We start from the raw sequence: 21,145 nt of genomic DNA on the forward strand, positions 1-21,145 counted from the left end.
TTCTAGAGATGACTATTACATTAAAAAACGTTTGAAAGTAACTTATAGATCAATCGAAAAATAGCTGTTCCAGCGATCGCCCCCAAAGCACCCAACCATCCCACAAATAACACGCCAGTGAGCGGAGAATTCGGATAAATCGCAACAGCCGCCGTCTGTAAAACCGGGAAAAACCACAGCAAAGCCACAGTACCTGCACCAATAATCAACATCTCAGTTTGTTCGATCGCCCTGCGGTACTGCCCGTAAATCAAACCCGCCACAATCATCCCCAACAATCCGATACTCAAGCCTGGAGAGGTCAGCAAACTCGTTAGGGCGATCGCCAGTACCCCCGCCTCAAAACCCGTAAACGCCGCCCCCGACAAAACCTCCCAAATCGAAAAAGTCGCTCTCTGCGAAGGTTGTAGCCCTCCAGGATGTGTTGCAGGAACCCGTACAGGAGGAGGCGGCAGAGTCGGTTGAAGAGGTATCGGAGGCGGCGCCACCACGACTGTAGGTGGTTGAGAATGTTGTTGAGGCCCAGACATCAGAGTCGCTTCCACCTCCCTCGCAGATTGAAAACGCTGGCTGGGAGCTGATAATAACATTCGATCGAGAACGTGAGCCAAACGGGAACTTACCTGCACCCGCGACTGCCAATTCCATTCGTTTCTGTAACTATCAAAAAGCTCCGTCGGCTGCAAACCACTCAGCAAAGTAATACAAGTCACAGCCAAAGCATACAAATCCGTTGCCGGATAAACTTCTTGCCCGCTCATCTGTTCTGGCGGAGCGTAACCCAAAGAATAAATACCAGTCGAAGCTTTTGCACTCCCAACACTTTGTGTTACTTGTTTAACAGCCCCAAAATCTAATAAATAAAGCCGACCGTTTTTACCCCGCATAATATTAGCAGGTTTAATATCTCGGTGAATCGAACCGCGAGAGTGTACAAAATCGAGAACCTTCAAAATTTCCCGCAGCACCTCCACCGTTTCCGCCTCCGAAAACCTGCCTTTAACAGCTAGTTCATCCTCCAAATTTTTACCGTCAATAAATTCTTGAACCAGATAGAAAAACTGATCGTTTTTTCCCGGCTGCAAACTCGTAACAGTCAGCTCAAAAAAAGCCAGCAAACTTGGAATTTGGGAATGTTCGTTTCCCAGTTCTTCCAGCACAGCCGCTTCCCGTTCAAACAGAGTTTGAGCGATTTTTAGTTGGGGCGGAGTCAGACTTACCGAGGGCTGCAAAAGTTTAGCAACGCACTGCCGCATCGCCGGAGTATAGCGGTCTCTCGCCAAAAATGCCGCCCCAAAACCGCCTTGACCCAACAACCTGACGGGCAAATAGCGCCCGCCCAAAATTAGGGGCATCCCGCAAGTCGTGCAAAACTTTTGCTGCACGGTTTTCAGCAGCGAACTGTCATCGAGGTCGGGAAAATAGTTTTGAGGGCGCGGGCAGCCCGGGCGGGTGCAGTAAACTTCCATTTTGGTTTGCTAAGAAGAGGGAAGAGGGAAGAGGGAAGAGGGAAGAGGGAAGAAAAAGTGATGGTTAAATCAGATTCCAATTTCTCAACTCACCGCGAACTGCTAACTGCCAGCGACCCAAGAGATTAACTTCCCGCAGAGTTGGGAGTTGCTATTTCTATGAATCCCAAATCGAGGGCCGGGGGTTCTTTCTTCTCCGGGATGGTCGAATAAGTAGCAAACTGGGGCAAAATTTCATTGCTGAAAGCCTCTGCTGCTTTAGAACGGTAGCGGTTGGGGTTGTAAATCAGCGACAAAATCCGCGTTACCAAAACTTCGTCCATTTGAGATTTGTGCAAGACGCCCATGAGCAACTCTTTTTCGATCGCCGAAACCGACACAAAAGCAGCTCCCAGCCCCGACTGAACGGCATTTTTAATGGCTTCGATCGAATTTAGTTCCATCTCTATTTTCAAGCGGCGCGTGTCTATGCCGCAACGAGTCAGTACCTGATCGATTACTTTGCGGATCGTAGACTGCGAATCGAGGGATATAAACTGCAATTTGTAAAGATCTTCTTTTTGGATAGTTTCTTGTTGTACCATCGGGTGAGACGGAGGAAGAATCAGAGCCAGTTCGTCCTCAGCGTAAGGAACAATTTCTAAAGCTTCTACAAGTTCGGTAGGAATTTCTCCGCCAACAATTGCCAAATCGATTTGCCCGTTTGCCACACTCCACGCCGTGCGGCGGGTTGAGTGAACGTGAAGCTGTACTGCTACATCCGGGTACTTTTGGCGAAACATCCCAATCATCCGGGGCAGCAAATAGGTTCCGGTTGTTTGAGAAGCGCCGACGATCAAAGTACCGCCTTGGAGATTTTGCAAGTCTTCCAGAGCTCGACAAGTTTCCTGGCAAAGCGATAAAATTTTCTCGCCGTAACTCAGCAGCAGGTGTCCGGCTTCGGTCAGTTGAGCCCGCCGCCCCCCCCGGTCAAACAGCGGCACGTCCAATTGTCTCTCTAAGTTTTGCACCTGCAAGCTAACTGCTGGCTGGGATACATAGAGGCTGTCCGCGGCGCGTTTGAAGCTTCCTTCAGAGGCGATCGCCTTGAGAATGCGTAACTGGTCTAAAGTGAAAGGAAGGTCAGACATATATCTAAATTGTCAGTTGTCAGTTGTCAGTTGTCAGTTGACGGTTGACGGTTGACTGTAGGCAGCGAACAGCAAACAGCGAACAGTCAACAGCGAACAGTCAACAGCGAACAGCGAACAGTCAACAGTCAACAGCGAACAGTGAACAGTTAACTGACTGATAACCGCTGAATGCTCCCATAGATACTTTGTGACACAAATTGGCCGAGAATCAATAACTTTTCTTAATATTTGCAATGACGATCGACTTGGCGCTCGACTCCCACTTAGTTATTCTGGGCCTGTTACTGGTTTTTGCGATCGCCCACAGCGGTTTAGCAGCCCTCCGGCCCAAAGGTGAAAAGCTGATCGGGCCGAGACTTTACCGGGTTTTGTTTGCCCTTGTCAGTTTGCCGCTAGCCGTCATTCTGATTGTCTACTTTTTCAACCACCGCTACGACGGCGTACAGCTTTGGCAAGTACAGGGATTACCCGGAGTTAAACCCGCAGTTTGGATACTTTCGGCAATTTCCTTTCTGTTTCTGTACCCAGCAACTTTCAACCTCCTAGAAATTGCCGCCGTCCAAAAGCCCCAAGTTCACCTCTACGAAACTGGCATCATTCGCATCACCCGTCACCCGCAAATGGTGGGACAACTGATTTGGTGCGTGGCCCACACCCTGTGGATTGGCACTAGCTTTACCCTCGTCACTTCCATCGGTTTGGTACTTCACCACCTGTTCGGAGTGTGGCACGGCGACAGACGACTTCAGGCTCGTTTTGGAGAATCCTTTGAAACCATCAAATCTCGAACCTCAATAATTCCTTTTTTGGCAATCCTGCAAAAGCGTCAAACCCTTGATTTGCTTGAGTTTGTGCGCCCTTCCTACGTAGGTGTAGTCATTTTTACTGGTTTGCTTTGGGAAATTCATCCTTTTTTGATGCGTGTCACTAGGAACATATACTGGTAGCATGATCCCTAGGATAGAAAAAAAATTATTAAATTTTGAGGGCTCATGGTGTTGTCGGTTAGCGAACGCACTTTTGCACAAGAGGTATTTCAAGCCTCTACCCCCGTTTTAGTTCACTTTTCGGCTCCTTGGTGCGGTTTGTGCCGCGCGATCGACCCCACGCTTAAGACTTTTGAGGCACAGTGGGCAGAAAAAGTCAAGCTGGTCGGGGTGAATGCCGATCAATGTTTTAAGTTGGCCCACACTTATCGATTGACAAGTCTGCCCACACTGATTTTGTTTGAGGGCGATAAAGTTCGATTTAGATTTGAAGACTACCAAGGACGTGAGGAACTGCGGCGGACTCTGGATTCCTGGATGCTCGCGGCTCACGTAGCTTCCCCATCTCAACGGCTGCAACTTCAGGAAGTAGCCAACCGGTAATGGTTCCAAGGCATTCGGCTCTTGTTTAGAAGGCATTCGGCTTTTATGTCGGAAGCAGAAGGCATTCCCCATTTGTCCATCAACCATCGGACACCACAATAAATCTCGCAGTCTTGAACGCACAGGACTGTGAGATTTGTCCTATAGTTTCCCTTGCCACAGGAATAATAATTTTCGGAGTAGGGTGCGATCGTCTCGCTGGCGATGAAAAAAGTAGTGCGATCGTCTCGCTCGCGATTGCACTCAGATATAGCAATACTTAAAGAATTGGATCAAGTATTTTGGCCCAGTGGCGCAGGCGTGTGTCACAATTGTTTACAGTTTTGGCAATATCTAGTAGAAACTTTAAACTACCTATCAGTCATGGAACTGCTTTATCAATATGCTTGGCTGATTCCTGTCCTGCCACTGGCAGGCGCAATGCTAGTAGGTCTAGGCTTAATCACCTTTAACCAGGCAACCAACAAGCTCCGACAAGCGAATGCGATATTAATCGTCTCCGCACTCGGCGGGTCAATGGTACTCTCCTTCGCATTGCTGTGGAGTCAACTACAGGGCCACGCACCCTACACCCGCAGTATTCAGTGGGCTTCTGCTGGCGACTTCTCGCTGAATATGGGCTATATTATCGACCCCCTAACGTCGGTGATGCTGGCGATCGTCACTACGGTCGCCTTTTTGGTGATGATTTACACCGACGGCTACATGGCTCACGATGACGGGTACGTGCGCTTTTACGCCTACCTGAGCATCTTCAGCGCGTCGATGTTGGGTCTCGTAATCAGCCCGAACATCGTTCAGATTTACATTTTTTGGGAACTCGTAGGTATGTGTTCATACCTGCTAGTCGGATTTTGGTACGATCGCAAACCCGCTGCTGACGCTTGCCAAAAAGCTTTTGTCACCAACCGCGTCGGCGACTTCGGCCTGCTGCTGGGCATCCTCGGCATTTACTGGGCCACCGGCAGCTTTGAATTTGAGGTGATGGGCGAACGCCTGCACTCCTTAGTCGAATCCGGCGCCCTCAGCGCAACTTTGGCGACAATCTTCGGCGTCCTCATATTTTTGGGGCCAGCAGCCAAATCCGCTCAATTCCCCCTCCACGTCTGGCTGCCAGACGCAATGGAAGGCCCGACACCGATTTCTGCTCTGATCCACGCCGCGACAATGGTAGCCGCTGGCGTATTCCTGATCGCTCGGATGTACCCGGTGTTTGAAGGGTTGCCGGCAGTCATGAATTTGATCGCCTGCACCGGGTGTTTTACGGCATTTATGGGTGCTTCGATCGCGATTACCCAAAATGACATCAAAAAAGGCCTCGCCTACTCCACCATCTCCCAACTCGGCTACATGGTGATGGCAATGGGCGTCGGCGCTTACAGTGCCGGACTTTTCCACTTGATGACCCACGCTTATTTCAAAGCAATGCTGTTCCTGTGTTCAGGTTCAGTCATTCACGGGATGGAAGCAGTTGTAGGCCACAACCCCGCACTCGCTCAAGATATGCGAGTCATGGGCGGCTTGCGGAAATATATGCCGATTACCGCTTCTTGCTTTTTAATCGGTAATTTGGCAATCTGCGGAATTCCGCCGTTTGCTGGTTTTTGGTCAAAAGACGAAATCCTCGCCAGCGCCTTCGCAGCAAATCCCGCTTTGTGGGCTGTTAGCTGGTTGACGGCGGGGATGACCGCGTTTTATATGTTCCGGATGTATTTCAGCACCTTTGAGGGCGAATTCCGGGGCAATGACAGCGCCATCAAGCGGCAACTCCTGCAACCCGGTCTTGTTTTTGGCCCGGGAGCGATGAACGTTAAGGAATTGGCCTCAACTGACGACAGTCACGATGAGCACGACCATTTGCCTCACGAATCTCCTCTGACAATGGCTCTGCCGTTAGTGTTGCTGGCAGTACCTTCTGTGTTTATCGGTTTTCTCGGTACGCCGTTTGCCAATTATTTCGAGCAGTTTGTTCGCGCTCCGGGCGAGTCTCTCGAAGAAGTTTTGGAACACGCTGCTGAGTTCAATTTGACGGAATTTCTAATCATGGGCGGAAGCTCTGTAGGTATTGCTTTGCTGGGCATTACTTTGGCTTCTCTGATGTATTTGAGCCGTAAAATTGACGCAAGTGCGATCGCCCAAAAAATCAAACCGCTTTACGAGTTCTCCCTCAACAAGTGGTATCTCGACGATATCAACGATTTTCTCTTTGTCAAAGGCAGTCGCCGTTTAGCGCGGCAAGTCATGGAAGTTGATTTGCGAGTCGTCGATGGTGTCGTCAACTTAACAGGGTTTATCACCCTAGTTAGCGGCGAAGGTTTGAAATACTTTGAGAGCGGTCGCGCTCAATTTTATGCCTTGATTGTGTTTGTCGCAGTTCTGGGTTTTGCGATCGTTTCGGGAGTCAGTTAAATCGGTAGGGACACGGCATTTAGTGTCAACTTAATGTCAAACCGACTGTATCTCTTGTTTGTCTCGAAGTCTAGATCCCCCCTAACCCCCCTTGATAAGGGGGGAACAAGAGTATTCTCTCAAAGTCCCCCTTCTTAAGGGGGATTTAGGGGTATCTGAACTGGGCGAGCAACGAAAGATACAAAAGTTTTTAGGGTTAATTTTACACGCTTTGGGCATTGCCGTATCCCCACTAGGAGATATTTGAAGAAAGGGTATTAGCTCAAGAACTCACAATTGACAATTAGCAAATAGAAATAAATCTTTCATTAAACTTAATTGTTGCGATCGGATAATTTGTCCAAATAAGAGCAAAAAAATTTGTTACGTATAAAGAAAGTATAAAATTTAGGCTAAAATTGGCAAAATGTGTTTAAACCTAATAACTGATGGATCATTTTAAAACGCAATGGATACAGCTAACTTTCCCTGGTTAACAACAACAATTCTGTTTCCCATTGCTGCGTCCTTGCTGATTCCTTTAATTCCCGATAAGGATGGCAAGACGGTGCGGTGGTATGCCCTAATTGTGGGTTTGATCGATTTTGCCCTACTTGTTTACGCTTTTTACACTCAGTACGACTTCAGCAATCCAGATTTGCAACTGGTAGAAAGCTATACTTGGGTGCAGCAACTCGATTTGAACTGGTCTGTGGGTGCTGACGGTTTATCGATGCCGCTGATTTTGCTGACTGGTTTTATTACTACTCTGGCTACTTTAGCGGCTTGGCCGGTCACATTTAAACCGAAGCTTTTTTACTTTTTGATGCTGACAATGTACGGCGGCCAAATCGCAGTTTTTGCCGTGCAGGATATGTTGCTGTTTTTCCTAGTTTGGGAACTGGAATTAGTCCCGATTTACCTGATTTTGTCAATCTGGGGCGGCAAGAAGCGCCTCTACGCAGCAACTAAGTTTATCCTATACACCGCAGGCGGTTCGCTATTTATTTTGCTGGGCGCGCTGACGATGGCGTTTTACGGCGATACGGTGACTTTCGATATGCGGGCGATCGCAGCTAAAGATTACGCCCCCACTGTAGAATTGCTCCTGTATACAGGTTTCTTAATAGCTTACGGCGTCAAACTGCCAATTTTTCCGCTGCACACTTGGCTCCCTGACGCTCACGGCGAAGCAACCGCACCCGCCCACATGTTGTTAGCAGGAATTCTGCTAAAAATGGGCGGTTACGCTTTACTGCGGATGAATGCGGGAATGCTCCCGGATGCTCACGCTGTCTTCGCACCCATCTTGGTAATTTTGGGTGTGGTTAACATTGTTTACGCCGCCTTAACTTCTTTTGCTCAGCGCAATCTGAAGCGGAAAATTGCTTATTCTTCGATTTCGCACATGGGGTTTGTGTTAATCGGGATAGCTTCGTTTACCGATTTGGGAATTAGCGGTGCAATGCTGCAAATGGTTTCCCACGGTTTAATCGGGGCGAGTTTGTTCTTTATGGTGGGTTGCACTTACGATCGCACTCACACCCTCATGCTCGACGAAATGGGCGGTGTAGGACAGAAAATGCGTAAGGTTTTTGCGATGTGGACTGCTTGTTCTATGGCTTCTTTGGCTTTGCCGGGAATGAGCGGTTTTGTAGCAGAATTGATGGTGTTTGTAGGTTTTGCAACCAGCGATGCTTACAATCCTGTGTTTAAAGTTTGTGTGGTATTTCTAGCTGCTGTCGGGGTAATTTTGACTCCGATTTACCTGCTGTCGATGCTGCGTGAAATCTTCTACGGGCCTGAAAATAAGGAATTGTCGGATCACGAGGAATTGGTGGATGCGGAACCGCGAGAAGTGTTTATTATTGCGGCTCTATTAGTGCCGATTATTGGCATTGGTTTGTATCCCAAGATGCTGACTCAGGTTTACGATGCAACTACTGTTCAGTTGACTGCAAAGTTGCGCGATTCTGTGCCTTCGTTGGTGGCTAAGGCTGCTGCGGATAAAACTGTATCTTTGAGAGCACCTGCGATCGAGCCGAGTAAGTTGTGATTTGAACGAGATTTAGGAATAAAACCCCCAAACTAATGTAAAAATAGCGTTTGGGGGTTTTCTATTTTTTTTTCGTTGGGGCGAGCGAAACTGAATTATTTGGTGCTTGTGCTATCTTAGTGGAGTCTCTGTTAAAAACATTACATTAGCAGCCATGCCGACACCTTCCACAAGTGATTTACCAAAACCTAAATCTTGGGATGAATTTGAGGATATTACATGGGAAATTTATAAACGAAAATGGCACGACAATCATGCACAGAAATATGGCAGAAGTGGACAGCCACAAAATGGTATTGATATTTATGGTCAGGAAAACAGTTCCGGCAACTATATAGGTGTTCAGTGTAAACGATATAAGGATAACAAGCTAAACAAGGAAATAATCAAGGAAGAGATTGTCAAAGCAGAAGGCTTTTCATCTCCACTCAATGAGTACATTATTGCAACTACGGAATCAAGAGATACAAAGCTTCAAGATTTTGTCTGGTCTTTAAATGAAGAGCGTCGATTAGAAAATAAGTTCCTTGTCTATATAGTGTTTTGGGAAGATATATGCAATGACTTGGCAGATACCAATAATCGTGATTTACTCAAGAAGCTTTATTCTGAGTGGGAACAGATATTTAGCAATCAAGAGAAATCTATAAGTGAGCAGGTTGCATCTATTCATTGTCTTTTGAGCTTTGAAATACAGCAAGACTGCAACTTACTTCAGGAACTTCTCAATCAAAATCAATATGATTTATCGGAAAAATGGCAATCATGCTTTAGTCAAAATCGCGGCGTATGGCGAGATATCTCGTCCCGTTTACTTCTTGCGAGAAGTAGTAGAGAGTTAATGCCAAAAATTCAAAAATTTTACCACCAATTGGATGATATTGAGAGTAGATGCAAAAGTCTATTTGCCTTGAAATCTCCAATTCAACCTTTTGAGTCAAAACCCAAATATGGTGGGTTGCACTTTGATACAATGGCTAGTCAACAAACGGCCGAATCCGAACAAATAAAGTTAATTAATCGAAATAAAAAATGCTCTATGAACTTTACTAAGCTGAAAGAAAAAGTTGATGAAACGCTGAATCTGGGAAATCAAATAACTTGTGAGTTCAATTAAATTATGCAATTGCTCGGACTTGATATAACAAGCCCATTGTAAGCCGACTGTATCGAGGTCGTTGAAGGTGGAGTTGAGAATTTTCATTAATTCATCATGCTTCGATCGCAAACCCCAATACTTCAAAATTACCCGTGGGTCGATCGCCATTCAATTCGCTACGATCGCTCTCTTAGTTTCTCGGGTTATTGTTATGCGAAGAGTGCGATTTTTGTCAAGGGCGATCGCACCCTCGCAAGTTGTAATTTGAACCGGATGGGAGGAAGAAAACCCCAAAACATCGATGATTAAACGGGTTTTGGGGTTTTCTATTTTTTTTTAGGGCGATCGAGCTTTTAGGATTCTTATTACTTTTGTTTTGCCGGAACCCAGTAAGTTTTGAAGCGAGGCGCTAAAATCCAATTCACATAGCTATTAAAATACAGATTGCAAGCTTATTGGCTTTCCAGAATGCAAAATCAAGAGTCACCTATTGTTTTCGATCGAGAACGCGCTTCTTCCTACGACAAAAGATTCGCTAAATTGGCTCCGATGCGCGACGCACTTCATTTACTGATCCGCTTTGTACTTTCTGAACTTCCTACCGATGCACGGATTCTGTGTGTCGGTGCGGGAACAGGCTTGGAATTGATTTATCTGGCTCAAGCATTTCCACAGTGGCAATTTACTGCGGTAGAGCCTGTGGCACCGATGCTTGACATCTGTCGCCAACGCGCCGAAGAGTGTGGTATCGCGTCACGTTGCACTTTTCACGAAGGCTATCTCGATTCACTGCCCGCATCGCACTCTTTCGATGCGGCGACTTGCCTTCTGGTTTCTCACTTCTTTATGCAACAAGATCAGCGGCGCAACTTGTTTAGTCAAATTGCTTCACGACTTTGCCCTAACGGATATTTGGTCAGTGCCGATCTAGCTTCCGATATGTCTACTTCAGCGTACCAAAGCCTTTCCGAGGTTTGGGTGCGAATGCTGAGGTATTCCGAAGTGCCTGCTGAGGAGATTGAAAAGTTTCGTGCTTCTTATGGCCGAAATACTGCTGTGCTACCGCCACTTGAAGTCGAATCAATAATTGCATCCAGCGGCTTTGATACACCTGTATTGTTCTTACAAACCCTTCTGATTCATGCCTGGTATGCTAGGCGAACACCACGCTCGCTAGAAGTGAAGTTATCAACAGTCGCTGAAAAATCTAGTGAAGTGGACTGACCAAAACCCAGTGTCAGGTTGCAAAGTTTTCTGGAAGCCTCAGAACCGAGTAGCGCCGAAGAGCGATCGCAATACCCAATACTTTAAAATTACCATTTGGTTGATCCCCCTTCCATTCGGTATTGCGCTGGCTCTTTTAGTTTCTAGCCTTATTGTTGTTATACGGAGAGTGCGCTCTTTGTTAAGGGCGATCGCCCGGAGTAAGTGAGGTATCATATTTACAGTGTAACTGATAGCTATAATTTATAATTATGACCTGACTCCCCTTTAAAATATTCATAAAGATGAATAGAATTAGAGGCGCTGAGAAGGAATTGCGCCCAGACTTTTTCAAGATTTCTATTCATCACTAGAAGTGATCATTGTCTGTTTAGGACTACTGGAAATAGCAATAACAACTACTCATCAGGTTTAGCTTTGCAAAGCCAATTTTTGATACTCCTGTCGAATAGGAATCTGAATGATGAACTCTGCCCCCTCACCGGGATGAGAAACACACTTCAACTGTCCGCGATGTTTTTCTACCACAATCTGGTAGCTGATTGACAGCCCCAGACCGGTGCCCTTCCCTACAGGTTTCGTCGTGAAGAACGGGTCGAACAGCCGCCGGTTCACTTCCTCTGTGATACCGGGGCCATTGTCGCAAATGCGAATCACAACAAATTGCGGAGCTTTGCGGGTCGGGCCGAGGTTGGGGGAATCCACCTCAGCCGAAGAAACTGTAGAGCTTTCCGCAAGGGCGGGATTGGAAATCGGGGATTTTTCTTCTTCCCCATACCCCACTGAAGTGCGAATTGCGATCGTGCGCGGCCCCCTTTGGTCATTGAGAGTGTCAATCGCATTCGCCAGTAAATTTACAAACACCTGGTTCAGTTGGCCCGCATAGCACTCCACCAGCGGCAGCGGGCCGTACTCTTTAATGATTTGAATAGCAGGCTGGTCTAGTTTAGCTTGCAGTCTGTGCTGCAAAATCAGTAGGGTGTTATCGATGCCCTCATGGATATCGACCTGTTTCATTTCCGCTTCATCCAGTCGCGAGAAGTTTCGCAGGGAGAGGACAATTTCGCGAATTCTGTCTGCCCCCACCTTCATCGAATCCAGCACTTTGGGTAAGTCTTCCATCAAGAAATCTAATTCTATTGCCTCAATATCCTCAACAATCGCTGCTGTGGGATGGGGGTATTGTTCTTGATAGAGTTTCACCAGTCCTAGTATGTCTTCACAGTAAGTCCTGACGTGACTCAGGTTGCCATATATGAAGTTAATCGGGTTATTGATTTCGTGGGCCACCCCGGCCACCATCTGTCCCAGTGAGGACATTTTCTCAGTCTGAATTAGCTGGGTCTGGGTGCGCTTGAGTTCTTGGAAAGAAAGCTCTAGTTGTTCGGCTTGTTTTTTTAATTGCGCTTCTGATAGTCGCAGAGCTTGCTCTATCTGCACGCGATCGCGAATTTCCTGGCTCAGGAGCCGATTTTTTTCCTTTAATTCCTGCGTCCTCTCTTCCACTTTATGTTCTAAAGTCCGGCTGTAATCTTCTAATTGCTCATTGGCTTGTTTCAGGTTGTCAGTCGCCTCAGACAAATTGGCATAGAGTCGAGCATTTTCCAGGGAAATCGCCGCTTGAGAACAGAGCACGGTTAAAACTTCCAGGCGATCGGGAGTAAACGCGCTCCTTGTCAGATTATTTTCCAAGTAAAGCAGACCAATAAGCTTTCCTTTATGGACGACCGGCATACATAAAACTGACTTGGGTTGGGCGTTAAGAATATAGCTATCCCTGGTAAAAAGTCCCTCCTGACTTGCATCATTTAATACCACATCTTTCTGAGTTCTAGCCACATAAGTGAGGAGAGAAAACGGCAATTTTTGACTCGTTTCTATTGGTGTGGATTGCAGCAATAATACCTCATTATTATCTATGCTTGCCGTCCCTTCTACCACCAGTTGACCATTTTTCTCTAAAATTAAGTAACTTTTTTCAGCCCCAGCATTCTCAATTGCAATTTTCAATAACTTAGAAAGCAGACTTTCCAGAACAATTTCGCCAGAAATAGCTTGAGAAGATTTCATCACAGAGGCGAAATCCAGTGCTGCAAAACTCCCCGTAGTCGTCGAGCTGGTCGTCCGTGATACGTCGAAGCTGGGAGTTTCTTTGGTCAGTATTCGCGAGAAAAATTCAGGATATTCTTCTGATAAATATTGCACTTTTGCTTTCGCTCCCCAGCGAATATATCCATAGTAAGCATCCGTCAAATAAATCTCCGCTATCTTCTCCCGCCCGCGAGAGAAATAAAACTCGGCGGCCCGTTCATTAGCTAGGGCTTCTTCCTGAATGTATCCCTGTTCTCTGGCTCCTTGAATGCTAGCGTCATAATACTCCATCGCTTTGCCAATTTTTCCCAAAATTCGTGCTTTTTCTGCCTCCACTAACTCGTACTTGTGTTGATAATTTATCGGCCCATGTATAGCCCATTGCTGCATTTTGTTCTGATTTTTAGCCACTTGCTTCAAGGATTCTTTTTGTTCACTGCTGGAAACTTGGGGATATTGAGCAAGGAGAGCCAGAGAATAGTAGAAATTGTATTCCGCACCACTCATCAGACCGGGCACACCATCTTTGTATTTTTCTGCTGAGCGGGCGCTCTTGACTGACTGAGCGTAATCTTTAAACAAATAAAGTCGAATCAATTTTGTCAGGTGAGCCAAAAAAATAAACATATGTTTATTATCGGCAATTGACTGGTGGAGGAGTTCTTCTTCATTCAACAATTCGCCCTTGAGCATATATTCCTCTTCAGATGCGGCGAGTAATTGTAATACCATTACTCTCCACGTCTTTAAGTAAGGAATATGCGAATCTTGTTTAAGTTTCAGCAGTAAATCAAGATATTGCGCCTGCTTCTGAGCAACTAATTCCAGCGGTTGACCTGTAAAAAATATATGATCGCAATAGTAGATAGAATTATAACCCACATCTTCTAAATCTCCAGTCTCCAGACCGCTTTTAATTCCCTCTATCATTGGCGCTAAACTTTCCTTGCCATGCTCTTTCCAGTGTCTAATATGAGCATTAAAAACTACATATACGTAAGATTTTAGTTCTTTGGCATCAAAGCGATCCAACAAATTTAAGGCTAGTTGTCCAAATCTATATCCCGCATCTATTTCACCGAATGGCCCGCATAGAAGTAGGCCATAAACCGCATACCCAGCAGTGGCCTGGGGCGAATTACCATATTGGATACACAGATCAATCATTGTAAATGCAAATTGGGGAAATAAGGCAGGAGCCACATGATAAGAAAGAGGAGCAGATTTCAATAATATCCCCATCGCCACTAGCTTATTGATATCAGTCATTTCTGGCAGATTAGCTAACGCCTCAGTATTCATTTCTTGTGGAGGTTCCGAACAAAGAGAGACACCCAGCATCCCCAGAACTTGCAGCCCAATATCAAACGCGACTTGTATCTGGTTTTGCTGGGAATAAAACTGCATTTGGATTTCATAAACTTTGACTTTTTCGAGCAGAGTTTTCGCGTGTTTAAGAGCCTCCTCAGAAAGGATTTTTGCTCGCTCGAAGTTGATGTTTAGAAATTCCACCGCCGCCGCTTCCGCATACAGAGGGAACGTCAGGTCATACTGAGTTTCCCAGCTATCTTCTCTGAGGAGTTCTAGCCCCACCCGTAGTTGTCTGGCGGCAGTTTCATAAGCTGTTGCTGCCTTAGCTTTTTTGCCGGCTATCAAATTTAATCGGGCTAGACGATCTTTTTCTACCTGATCCGTGATGCAGTCAGCCCCAACATTTAACTGATTGACAATCTCAAAGATATTTTCTTCAATCTCCTCTGCAGGAGTATGCTCCAGTAACAGTTCACCAATTTTCAAGTGGGTCTGTTGTTTCTGAGATTCGGGAATAAGAGAATACGCCGCTTGCTGCACCCGGTCATGGAGAAATTTGTAAGCGATAGGCGCGTGATGGCTGTAAGAAAAAGGGGTAGGTGAGCATGATAGCAGAGGACAATCTGGAACTATTTTATCCTTTACTTCCCTGCTCATTTCATCGGAGGTAAAAACGAGAGGGATTTTGTAGGCTTCGCTGAGGGGCAAAACCAAGCCAGCCTGAAGAGATTCCCACAAATCCGCCGCCGTTTCCGAGTGAGATTTTTCATTGACAATAGCCAGAACGTCTAAATTAAATTTGTCTCCAATACAGGCGGCTAACTTTAAGACATCCTGCGTCTCCTCCGAGAGTTTTTGAATATTTCTGGCAATCAGTTCGACGACATTATAATCTGTGATGCCTACTGCTTGAATTTGGTTCAATGACCACTGCCAGCACCCAGCACTGAATTCAAAGGTCAATAGCTTTTCTTGATGCAGAGTAGCGAACATCTGAGTCAAGAAGAAAGGATTGCCCTGGGTTTTATTGAAAAGTAGCTCAGACAATTCAGAAACCCGGTGTCTCGGAACAGAAGACTCATTCAGGGTATCCGCTACCAGCAAGCTGACGTTCCCAATATCCAAAGGACGGAGGGTGATATTATTTACAACCGCCCCATTCTTTTGAATCTCATCCAACGTCACCATCAACGGATGCGTCGGACTCACTTCGTTATCTCGATAGGCTCCCATCAGCAGTAAATATTGGCTGTCCGGGTCACAAATAAGCAGATGAATCAACTTGAGTGATGCCGAATCTGCCCACTGTAAGTCATCCAAAAAGACGACGAGCGGGTGTGAGGGTTTAGTAAATACATGAATGAATTCTTTAAATACCCGGTTAAAGCGATGCTGGGATTCAAATGGCCCCAATTGCGGAACCCCTCCTTGAGGCCCGACAATCAGTTCGACTTCGGGAATGACATCTACTATGACTTGGCCATTTGAGCCTAAAGCTTCTAAAAGTTGTTCTTTCCAAATCGCTAGTTTTTCCGAACTTTCTGTTAAGAGATGCCGCATCAAACCCTGAAAGGCTTGAATCAAAGAAGCATAAGGAATATTTCGTTTTAATTGGTCAAATTTACCGGAGATAAAATACCCGCGCTGCCTGACAATCGGTTTTTGAACTTCATTTACTAAGCAAGATTTGCCAATCCCTGAGTAACCGCTGACTAGCATCATTTCGCTGGTACCGCCGGAGACTCGCTCAAAGGCTGCCATCAAAGTGGCTACTTCTTGCTCACGACCATAGAGCTTTTGCGGGATGATAAATTGTCCACATTTATCCCTCTTACCGATTGGAAACTTGTCAATTTTCCCATGGGTTTGGAGTTGATGACGGCATATTTCTAGGTCAGCTTTTAGTCCCCTAGCGCTTTGGTATCTGTCTTCAGCAGTTTTAGCTAATAATTTCATTACAATGTCAGAAATTGCTTGGGGAATCTCACCGATTTGCTGATGGGGTGGCACGGGTGTTTTAGCGATATGGCAGTGAATTAATTCCAGGATGTCGGTGGCTTGATGTGGCCGCTTTCCAGTTAGCATTTCGTAAAAGGTGACACCTAATGAGTAAAAGTCGGTACGGTAGTCCATTGAGCGATTCATTCGCCCGGTTTGTTCTGGGGACATATAGGCAAGGGTACCTTCTAGCAAGTTGGGATTGCTGAGGGTCTGGTTTTCTCGCTCTAGGTGCGTGGCAATGCTAAAATCGATGATTTTGATTTGACTGGTTTTGGGGTTGACAATAATATTTTGCGGTTTAATATCTTTATGAATAATCTTATTTTCATGCAGTTGAGCTAGGGTTTCTGCTAGATGAATTGCCCGAATCAGAAATTTGCTGATTTCAAGTTGTTTAGCTGTGATTAGGTTTTTCAGGGAGTCTCCGCCAAAATCTTCTAATATCAGCGCCAGACCGTTATTATGCTTTTCTAAAGAGTAAGCTTTGATAATTCCGGCTATGTCGAGAGTTTTGAGAATTTTATATTCATGCCTCAATCGTGCGATTTCTTCTATTGTGGGATACTCAGCTTTAAGGGTTTTTACTATAACCGGAGTTGGCTCGGACTCCCTAACGCCGCGATAAATAACTGTATTGACACCTTCATGAAGCGGCAACGATAAGAGTTTGTAACCGGGCAGCGTGGTTTTCATATTCGTTTTTTCGATGAGTACGATTATTCGGGTGTGGAATTGATGGATGGGAACCTGAGACAGCGATGTTCGATCGCCTGTTGGGAAAAATTTCAACTAGCCGGGCCTCAGCTTGTTAATAAGTGCCAATATTTTGTCTATTCCTTCAATGCTAAAGTGCATGATGGCTTAATCTTTAACTATAAGTATAATACCTGTGCTGGAGTTGGAAAACCAAGAATTGGCGCTGGAACAAGGGCCTCCAGATAAATTAGGTGATCGCACTAACTCCACGTCTGTTTAAATGTCTCTGGACGTACTCCGCACAGACGCTTAAAGTTTTCATAGCTCAGGTTTTTTACATCCCAGTAGCTCATTATGTGGCTGTGCCTAAATTATGATCACTTAGGATTATACATCCTACTACAAAATGTTTGCAGCACTTCGACCGGGCGCGATCGTTGCTCTTAACAGGGTACAAGTCGCGATCGCCTTGCCTACTTTTTTAACAGGTATATTGTAAGAGTGTGCTAGCCAAAACTGAGTTACTTGAGCGCGCGATCATCGCTAAGTTGAACACCTAGTCTGTAAGTGAGCAAGATGAGATTATGGAATAAGTTAAAGATGATCCCAGATCGGAACCAGCAAATACTCGTTCTCCCGACGCTGTTGCCAAACTTGCAGCGCCACGGACTGAGTATCACGCAGGTAAAACCCAAGAACTCGCTCCAGAAACATGGTGAATTCGCGTAATACAGCCCACGTCAGTAATAGGATAAAAAGTTACAAAAAAGGGGGAATGTATGCAAACCCTCCTTTGGAGTCGTGAAGAAGTCCCGCCTCGTGCCAAACATTTGTATGAGATCAGCATCCCCCCCAAAATTGACTTAGAAGAGAATGTTAGCAAGCTCGTCATCATGGATATAGAAACAGGCGACTATAAAGTTGATGAAAATGGTTTATATGCTGCTGATGACCTGAGTGCGAAACATCAAAATGCTAGGCTATTGGGTATCGGTATTGGATATAAACTGGCTGCATCTCTAGGTAGTGTTATTGAGCTTGTTTCTAAGTGATTTCACGTATTGTATGTGATAGATATGCTAAACTTAATTTTATTGGATTTTGCTTGAAAGTCAAGCTGTTTGAGTTGAAATTTATGAGGACGTTGACTGCGGTGGTTCCGAAAGACCCTAACACGAATTTATATGTAGTCTATGTTCCCGGTTTCTAAGAGAGCGCATTCTCAAGGAGAAACTTTAGACGACATACAAGCGAACTTACGTGAAGCGAGTGAAATGTTGTTGGAAGATGAGAATCCAGGATTAAATCGACCTTCTATTCAGTACGATCGCCCTTTTAGTCTTTACCCTTAATTCTTCTAGTTGCTGTAGTTGCTAGAATAGCAGCGAATATTAACCGGACTGCAACTCATGCTAAAAACCATTGAAGGCATTTGCATCACTTGCCAAATAATCCTATGATGGTGCATCATGATCTTGATGATTGTTTCATTCTTCTAACTAAGCTAATATGCGATCGCTTGTCTTGACTCTAGCTCTCATATGTTTAGCCACCCCCGCTGTTGCCACCACCTGCGAGGAAAGCTTTCAAAAAAAGGGGGACTTTTTGAATGGTGCCGCCTTTTCTGCACGTGTTCAGGTTGAGGGGTTATCGATAGAGAGAGCATTTTCCCAATTACGACCCATTTTAGCCCGCGAGAGCATCAGAACGATCAGCACCGATGTGAGCACAGGTGTCATGAAAGCCGAAAATCCCGCAACAGCATTTCAGCGTGCTTTGCCGATCGATGTTTTTGCCTCAGCCGACGGAAATCTATTAACTGTCGAGATGATCTTTACCATTCCCAGCGGCGTGGGCGCAAGTAGGGATACCGTGAAGCGATACTTGTGCGGTGCGCTAAATCAATTGTTGCCCAAAACTACAAATTAATATGTAATCATTCATTTGATGAATATTAGTTTCCCACACTCGATCGCAATACCCCATACTTCAAAATTACTGCGGTCGATCGCTCTTTAATTCAATGCGTTAGCGAAGCCCTCGAAGAGGATCGCTCTCTGAGTTTCTAGCATTAAGTTTATTGGTGGGTGTTCTGCATCAAGTTGGATGGAGAGATTTTTACACTTGGCAAATTATATTTGGTCGCCGAAAGCTGTGCAACCATTTGTGCACGAGACGAAACCTCAAGCTTACGGAACATTCGCTTCAAAGCTTGCTTCACTGAATTTTCAGTAATCCAAAGTTCCCTCCCGATTTCTGCGTTGGTTCGCCCCAAAGCAACCAATTCGGCAATTTGCAATTCACGAGGCGTTAGGCGTGAGCTCTTGAAAGGTTGGTGTTGCGATTCCCTACTGGATAGCTTCGCCGCGCGCACTGTTGCAGCCCAAACAGACAAATGCAAACAGATCGCACTCAAATCCGCTAGATTTTGTGTATCAAAGGCGGGCATTGACTGTTCGCGCGTATAACCCACTACACCCACTAATTGACCACCGCTGACGATCGGCCCCGCCATCACGTGCCAATGATCGGGGCGGGGACAAATTATTGTCCAAACCTTGGGTGATGATGTCACTAATGCTTCATGGACAGCAGCATGGCGCTCCACTAAATAACGTGCAACAGGATTATGTTCGATCGATAGCGCAACTTTCAATGTTTTCTGAAAATTGCTATCTGCTAAAGGAAGTCGATCGAAGAAAAAGATTCCAGATCGTTTAGCTGCAAAATACTCACCGATTTTGGGCACGATTTGCGATCGCAAATCTTGTTCGTCCTTTACCTGGTCGATCGCTTCAAATAAAAGCTGCAAGGGACTTGTCATGCTCATGGTGTCAACCGATTTTAGATTTTAGAATTGACCCCACGGATGAATCTGGGGGCTTGTAACCAAATTGCTTGATTTTCAACAAGAGTACCCGATCGAGGTCTAGAAGCATTGCAATACTCGAATTATATTACCGTTATAGTCTCAAAAGCAAATTGACATGACAACAGATTTGGAAATCGATCGCACTCCTACACCTTGGATGCCGATCGGCTTTTATGCGACTTCAATAGTCTTTAATGTCTGCTTAATTGCTCAGTTATTGACGGTGGGAGTTGCCTACTTCAATAATCCTGCATGGTGGAATATTCATGTTTGGCTAGTGCGAGGGTATGGTGGATTGTCATTAGTATTACTGGGATGGTCGTTTATCGCTCCATTCTCACGCAGAATACGACATCTCGCCGCAAGTTTGCCAGTGCTACTTGGACTACAATTTGGCAGCATTCATCTCAAAAGTCCTCTTCACCTAGAGATACTCCATCCTCTAATTGGATTTACGTTACTCTATGTTTCTTCAAGCCTTGTACATCGCATATCGTCAACTTTATCATCTAGCAACTATCAACATAATCAAATTTGAGAGGTATAAATGACGCAAGATGCAATCTTCACTCCCTTCTTTGCCACAGTGTTTCTAACACTCATAGTTTGGGTGTATATGTACATCCGCCGTATCAGTTTTATCACCAGTAGAAAGCTCAGTCAAAAGGATTTTGCTGTACCGACCGCACTGGCACAAATCTCGCCACCAAGCGTATCCAATCCATCGGATAACCTAAAAAACCTGTTCGAGATTCCGGTACTTTTCTATGCGCTTGTCCTATACCTCTTCATCACAAAGCAGGTGGATACAGTGTATGTAAACGCCGCGTGGGTCTTCGTTGTGTTTCGCACATTGCATAGTGCTGTCCATTGCACATTCAATCTCATCATACTTCGGTTCTATCTTTACCTATTTGCCACGCTCGCGGTGTGGTTCATCGCTATCCGCGCAGCCATTATCCACTTTGGCACGTAGGTACGCTATTACTGTAGAGCGATCGCCCTTCAATTCGGTGCGTTAGCGAAGCCCGCCCCTACGGGGGCTACGCCAACGAAGAGGATCGCTCTATGAGTTTCTAGTCTTATTGTTATACGGAGAGTACGATCGCTTTTTGGTTTGGGCGATCGCCGATTTGTACCATACTGGCATCTGTGAACAGATTATTGATTCCCCCAATTATGATAAGTTTACATATATCAGCCGATCGCAGTTTACTCCCAATTTAACCGCGTATTAAACGGAATGTGGCAGGTGTCTGGATCTCACGGAAATATCCATGCCAAAAGTGCGATCGGGCTTTAGGTTTAAATATCTCGATGCCGGATTCCTAACATTTAATAGATAATTCTAGGGTTTGTGGTTTAGTGCGGGAGGCGACCGATGTCATCTGCTTAACCAGATGTTTAAGAAATCGAGGGATTGATATCAGTTGAT

Annotated in this window: 16 protein-coding genes; 12 read left to right on the forward strand and 4 right to left on the reverse strand. The window is 45.5% G+C overall.

Going from position 1 to position 21,145, the window contains the following annotated elements; genetic code table 11:
• Positions 1-20 precede the first annotated feature (20 nt).
• Together QUA34_RS16295 and QUA34_RS16300 are read right to left on the reverse strand one after the other, a co-directional pair.
• Positions 21-1,469 carry a serine/threonine-protein kinase gene (locus tag QUA34_RS16295; protein WP_333388228.1) on the reverse strand — a complete coding sequence of 483 codons (1,449 nt, stop codon included), beginning with the start codon at positions 1,467-1,469 and terminating at the stop codon, positions 21-23.
• A 125-nt stretch (positions 1,470-1,594) separates the two neighbouring features.
• On the reverse strand, positions 1,595-2,599 hold the full coding sequence (locus QUA34_RS16300) for a LysR family transcriptional regulator (RefSeq protein ID WP_333388230.1): 1,005 nt from the start codon (positions 2,597-2,599) through the stop codon (positions 1,595-1,597).
• Positions 2,600-2,835: 236 nt separating this feature from the next.
• Here QUA34_RS16300 and QUA34_RS16305 point away from each other — a divergent pair, with 236 nt between their 5' ends.
• From QUA34_RS16305 to QUA34_RS16335, 7 genes are all read left to right on the forward strand, one after another.
• The gene (locus tag QUA34_RS16305) at positions 2,836-3,549 is read left to right on the forward strand and encodes an NnrU family protein (RefSeq protein ID WP_333388233.1); all 714 of its coding nucleotides are present in this window, start codon (positions 2,836-2,838) and stop codon (positions 3,547-3,549) included.
• A 45-nt stretch (positions 3,550-3,594) separates the two neighbouring features.
• Positions 3,595-3,972, forward strand: a complete 378-nt coding sequence (locus QUA34_RS16310) for a thioredoxin family protein (protein WP_333262789.1) — start codon at positions 3,595-3,597, stop codon at positions 3,970-3,972.
• Positions 3,973-4,335: 363 nt separating this feature from the next.
• On the forward strand, positions 4,336-6,381 hold the full coding sequence (locus tag QUA34_RS16315) for an NAD(P)H-quinone oxidoreductase subunit 5 (RefSeq protein WP_333388309.1): 2,046 nt from the start codon (positions 4,336-4,338) through the stop codon (positions 6,379-6,381).
• Between the two features lie 448 nt (positions 6,382-6,829).
• Entirely contained in the window at positions 6,830-8,416 is a 1,587-nt protein-coding gene (locus tag QUA34_RS16320) for an NAD(P)H-quinone oxidoreductase subunit 4 (RefSeq protein ID WP_445242824.1), read from the forward strand.
• A gap of 154 nt (positions 8,417-8,570) precedes the next feature.
• Positions 8,571-9,533 carry a restriction endonuclease gene (locus tag QUA34_RS16325; RefSeq protein ID WP_333388236.1) on the forward strand — a complete coding sequence of 321 codons (963 nt, stop codon included), beginning with the start codon at positions 8,571-8,573 and terminating at the stop codon, positions 9,531-9,533.
• A gap of 96 nt (positions 9,534-9,629) precedes the next feature.
• On the forward strand, positions 9,630-9,824 hold the full coding sequence (locus QUA34_RS16330; protein WP_333388239.1) for a hypothetical protein: 195 nt from the start codon (positions 9,630-9,632) through the stop codon (positions 9,822-9,824).
• A 135-nt stretch (positions 9,825-9,959) separates the two neighbouring features.
• A complete protein-coding gene (locus tag QUA34_RS16335) occupies positions 9,960-10,739 on the forward strand; it encodes a class I SAM-dependent methyltransferase (RefSeq protein WP_333388242.1) in 780 nt (259 codons plus the stop codon).
• 411 nt (positions 10,740-11,150) lie between these two features.
• Here the strand turns inward: QUA34_RS16335 and QUA34_RS16340 are convergent, their stop codons facing one another.
• Complete coding sequence (locus QUA34_RS16340; protein WP_333388245.1) at positions 11,151-16,835, reverse strand: AAA family ATPase; 5,685 nt, start codon at positions 16,833-16,835, stop codon at positions 11,151-11,153.
• Between the two features lie 782 nt (positions 16,836-17,617).
• On the opposite strand from QUA34_RS16340, the gene QUA34_RS16345 reads away from it, so the two are divergent.
• The gene (locus QUA34_RS16345; protein ID WP_333169259.1) at positions 17,618-17,890 is read left to right on the forward strand and encodes a hypothetical protein; all 273 of its coding nucleotides are present in this window, start codon (positions 17,618-17,620) and stop codon (positions 17,888-17,890) included.
• A gap of 685 nt (positions 17,891-18,575) precedes the next feature.
• Positions 18,576-18,767 (forward strand): hypothetical protein, encoded by a 192-nt coding sequence (locus QUA34_RS16350; protein ID WP_333080367.1) that lies wholly within the window; start codon positions 18,576-18,578, stop codon positions 18,765-18,767.
• Positions 18,768-18,915: 148 nt separating this feature from the next.
• On the opposite strand, the gene QUA34_RS16355 is transcribed toward QUA34_RS16350, so the two are convergent.
• A complete protein-coding gene (locus tag QUA34_RS16355) occupies positions 18,916-19,662 on the reverse strand; it encodes a LuxR C-terminal-related transcriptional regulator (protein WP_333388249.1) in 747 nt (248 codons plus the stop codon).
• Between the two features lie 205 nt (positions 19,663-19,867).
• Between QUA34_RS16355 and QUA34_RS16360 the strand changes: the two genes are divergently transcribed.
• The 3 genes from QUA34_RS16360 (at position 19,868) to QUA34_RS16370 (ending at position 20,948) form a co-directional block, all read left to right on the forward strand.
• Complete coding sequence (locus QUA34_RS16360) at positions 19,868-20,248, forward strand: DUF6220 domain-containing protein (protein ID WP_333388312.1); 381 nt, start codon at positions 19,868-19,870, stop codon at positions 20,246-20,248.
• Positions 20,249-20,257: 9 nt separating this feature from the next.
• On the forward strand, positions 20,258-20,686 hold the full coding sequence (locus tag QUA34_RS16365; RefSeq protein WP_333388252.1) for an MAPEG family protein: 429 nt from the start codon (positions 20,258-20,260) through the stop codon (positions 20,684-20,686).
• A gap of 109 nt (positions 20,687-20,795) precedes the next feature.
• Entirely contained in the window at positions 20,796-20,948 is a 153-nt protein-coding gene (locus QUA34_RS16370; protein WP_333324237.1) for a hypothetical protein, read from the forward strand.
• The last annotated feature ends 197 nt before the right edge of the window (positions 20,949-21,145 follow it).

Source organism: Microcoleus sp. POL10_C6 (assembly GCF_036701585.1).
Taxonomy (GTDB): domain Bacteria; phylum Cyanobacteriota; class Cyanobacteriia; order Cyanobacteriales; family Microcoleaceae; genus Microcoleus.

Bases quoted from the DNA above. Each gene is read 5' to 3' on its own strand.
- QUA34_RS16305 (WP_333388233.1), top strand. From the start codon at position 2,836: ATGACGATCGACTTGGCGCTCGACTCCCACTTAGTTATTCTGGGCCTG.
- QUA34_RS16355 (WP_333388249.1), bottom strand. From the start codon at position 19,662: ATGACAAGTCCCTTGCAGCTTTTATTTGAAGCGATCGACCAGGTAAAG.
- QUA34_RS16350 (WP_333080367.1), top strand. From the start codon at position 18,576: ATGAAAGCCGAAAATCCCGCAACAGCATTTCAGCGTGCTTTGCCGATC.
- QUA34_RS16315 (WP_333388309.1), top strand. From the start codon at position 4,336: ATGGAACTGCTTTATCAATATGCTTGGCTGATTCCTGTCCTGCCACTG.
- QUA34_RS16365 (WP_333388252.1), top strand. From the start codon at position 20,258: ATGACGCAAGATGCAATCTTCACTCCCTTCTTTGCCACAGTGTTTCTA.
- QUA34_RS16345 (WP_333169259.1), top strand. From the start codon at position 17,618: ATGCAAACCCTCCTTTGGAGTCGTGAAGAAGTCCCGCCTCGTGCCAAA.
- QUA34_RS16300 (WP_333388230.1), bottom strand. From the start codon at position 2,599: ATGTCTGACCTTCCTTTCACTTTAGACCAGTTACGCATTCTCAAGGCG.
- QUA34_RS16295 (WP_333388228.1), bottom strand. From the start codon at position 1,469: ATGGAAGTTTACTGCACCCGCCCGGGCTGCCCGCGCCCTCAAAACTAT.
- QUA34_RS16330 (WP_333388239.1), top strand. From the start codon at position 9,630: ATGCTTCGATCGCAAACCCCAATACTTCAAAATTACCCGTGGGTCGAT.
- QUA34_RS16310 (WP_333262789.1), top strand. From the start codon at position 3,595: ATGGTGTTGTCGGTTAGCGAACGCACTTTTGCACAAGAGGTATTTCAA.
- QUA34_RS16340 (WP_333388245.1), bottom strand. From the start codon at position 16,835: ATGAAAACCACGCTGCCCGGTTACAAACTCTTATCGTTGCCGCTTCAT.
- QUA34_RS16320 (WP_445242824.1), top strand. From the start codon at position 6,830: ATGGATACAGCTAACTTTCCCTGGTTAACAACAACAATTCTGTTTCCC.
- QUA34_RS16325 (WP_333388236.1), top strand. From the start codon at position 8,571: ATGCCGACACCTTCCACAAGTGATTTACCAAAACCTAAATCTTGGGAT.
- QUA34_RS16360 (WP_333388312.1), top strand. From the start codon at position 19,868: ATGCCGATCGGCTTTTATGCGACTTCAATAGTCTTTAATGTCTGCTTA.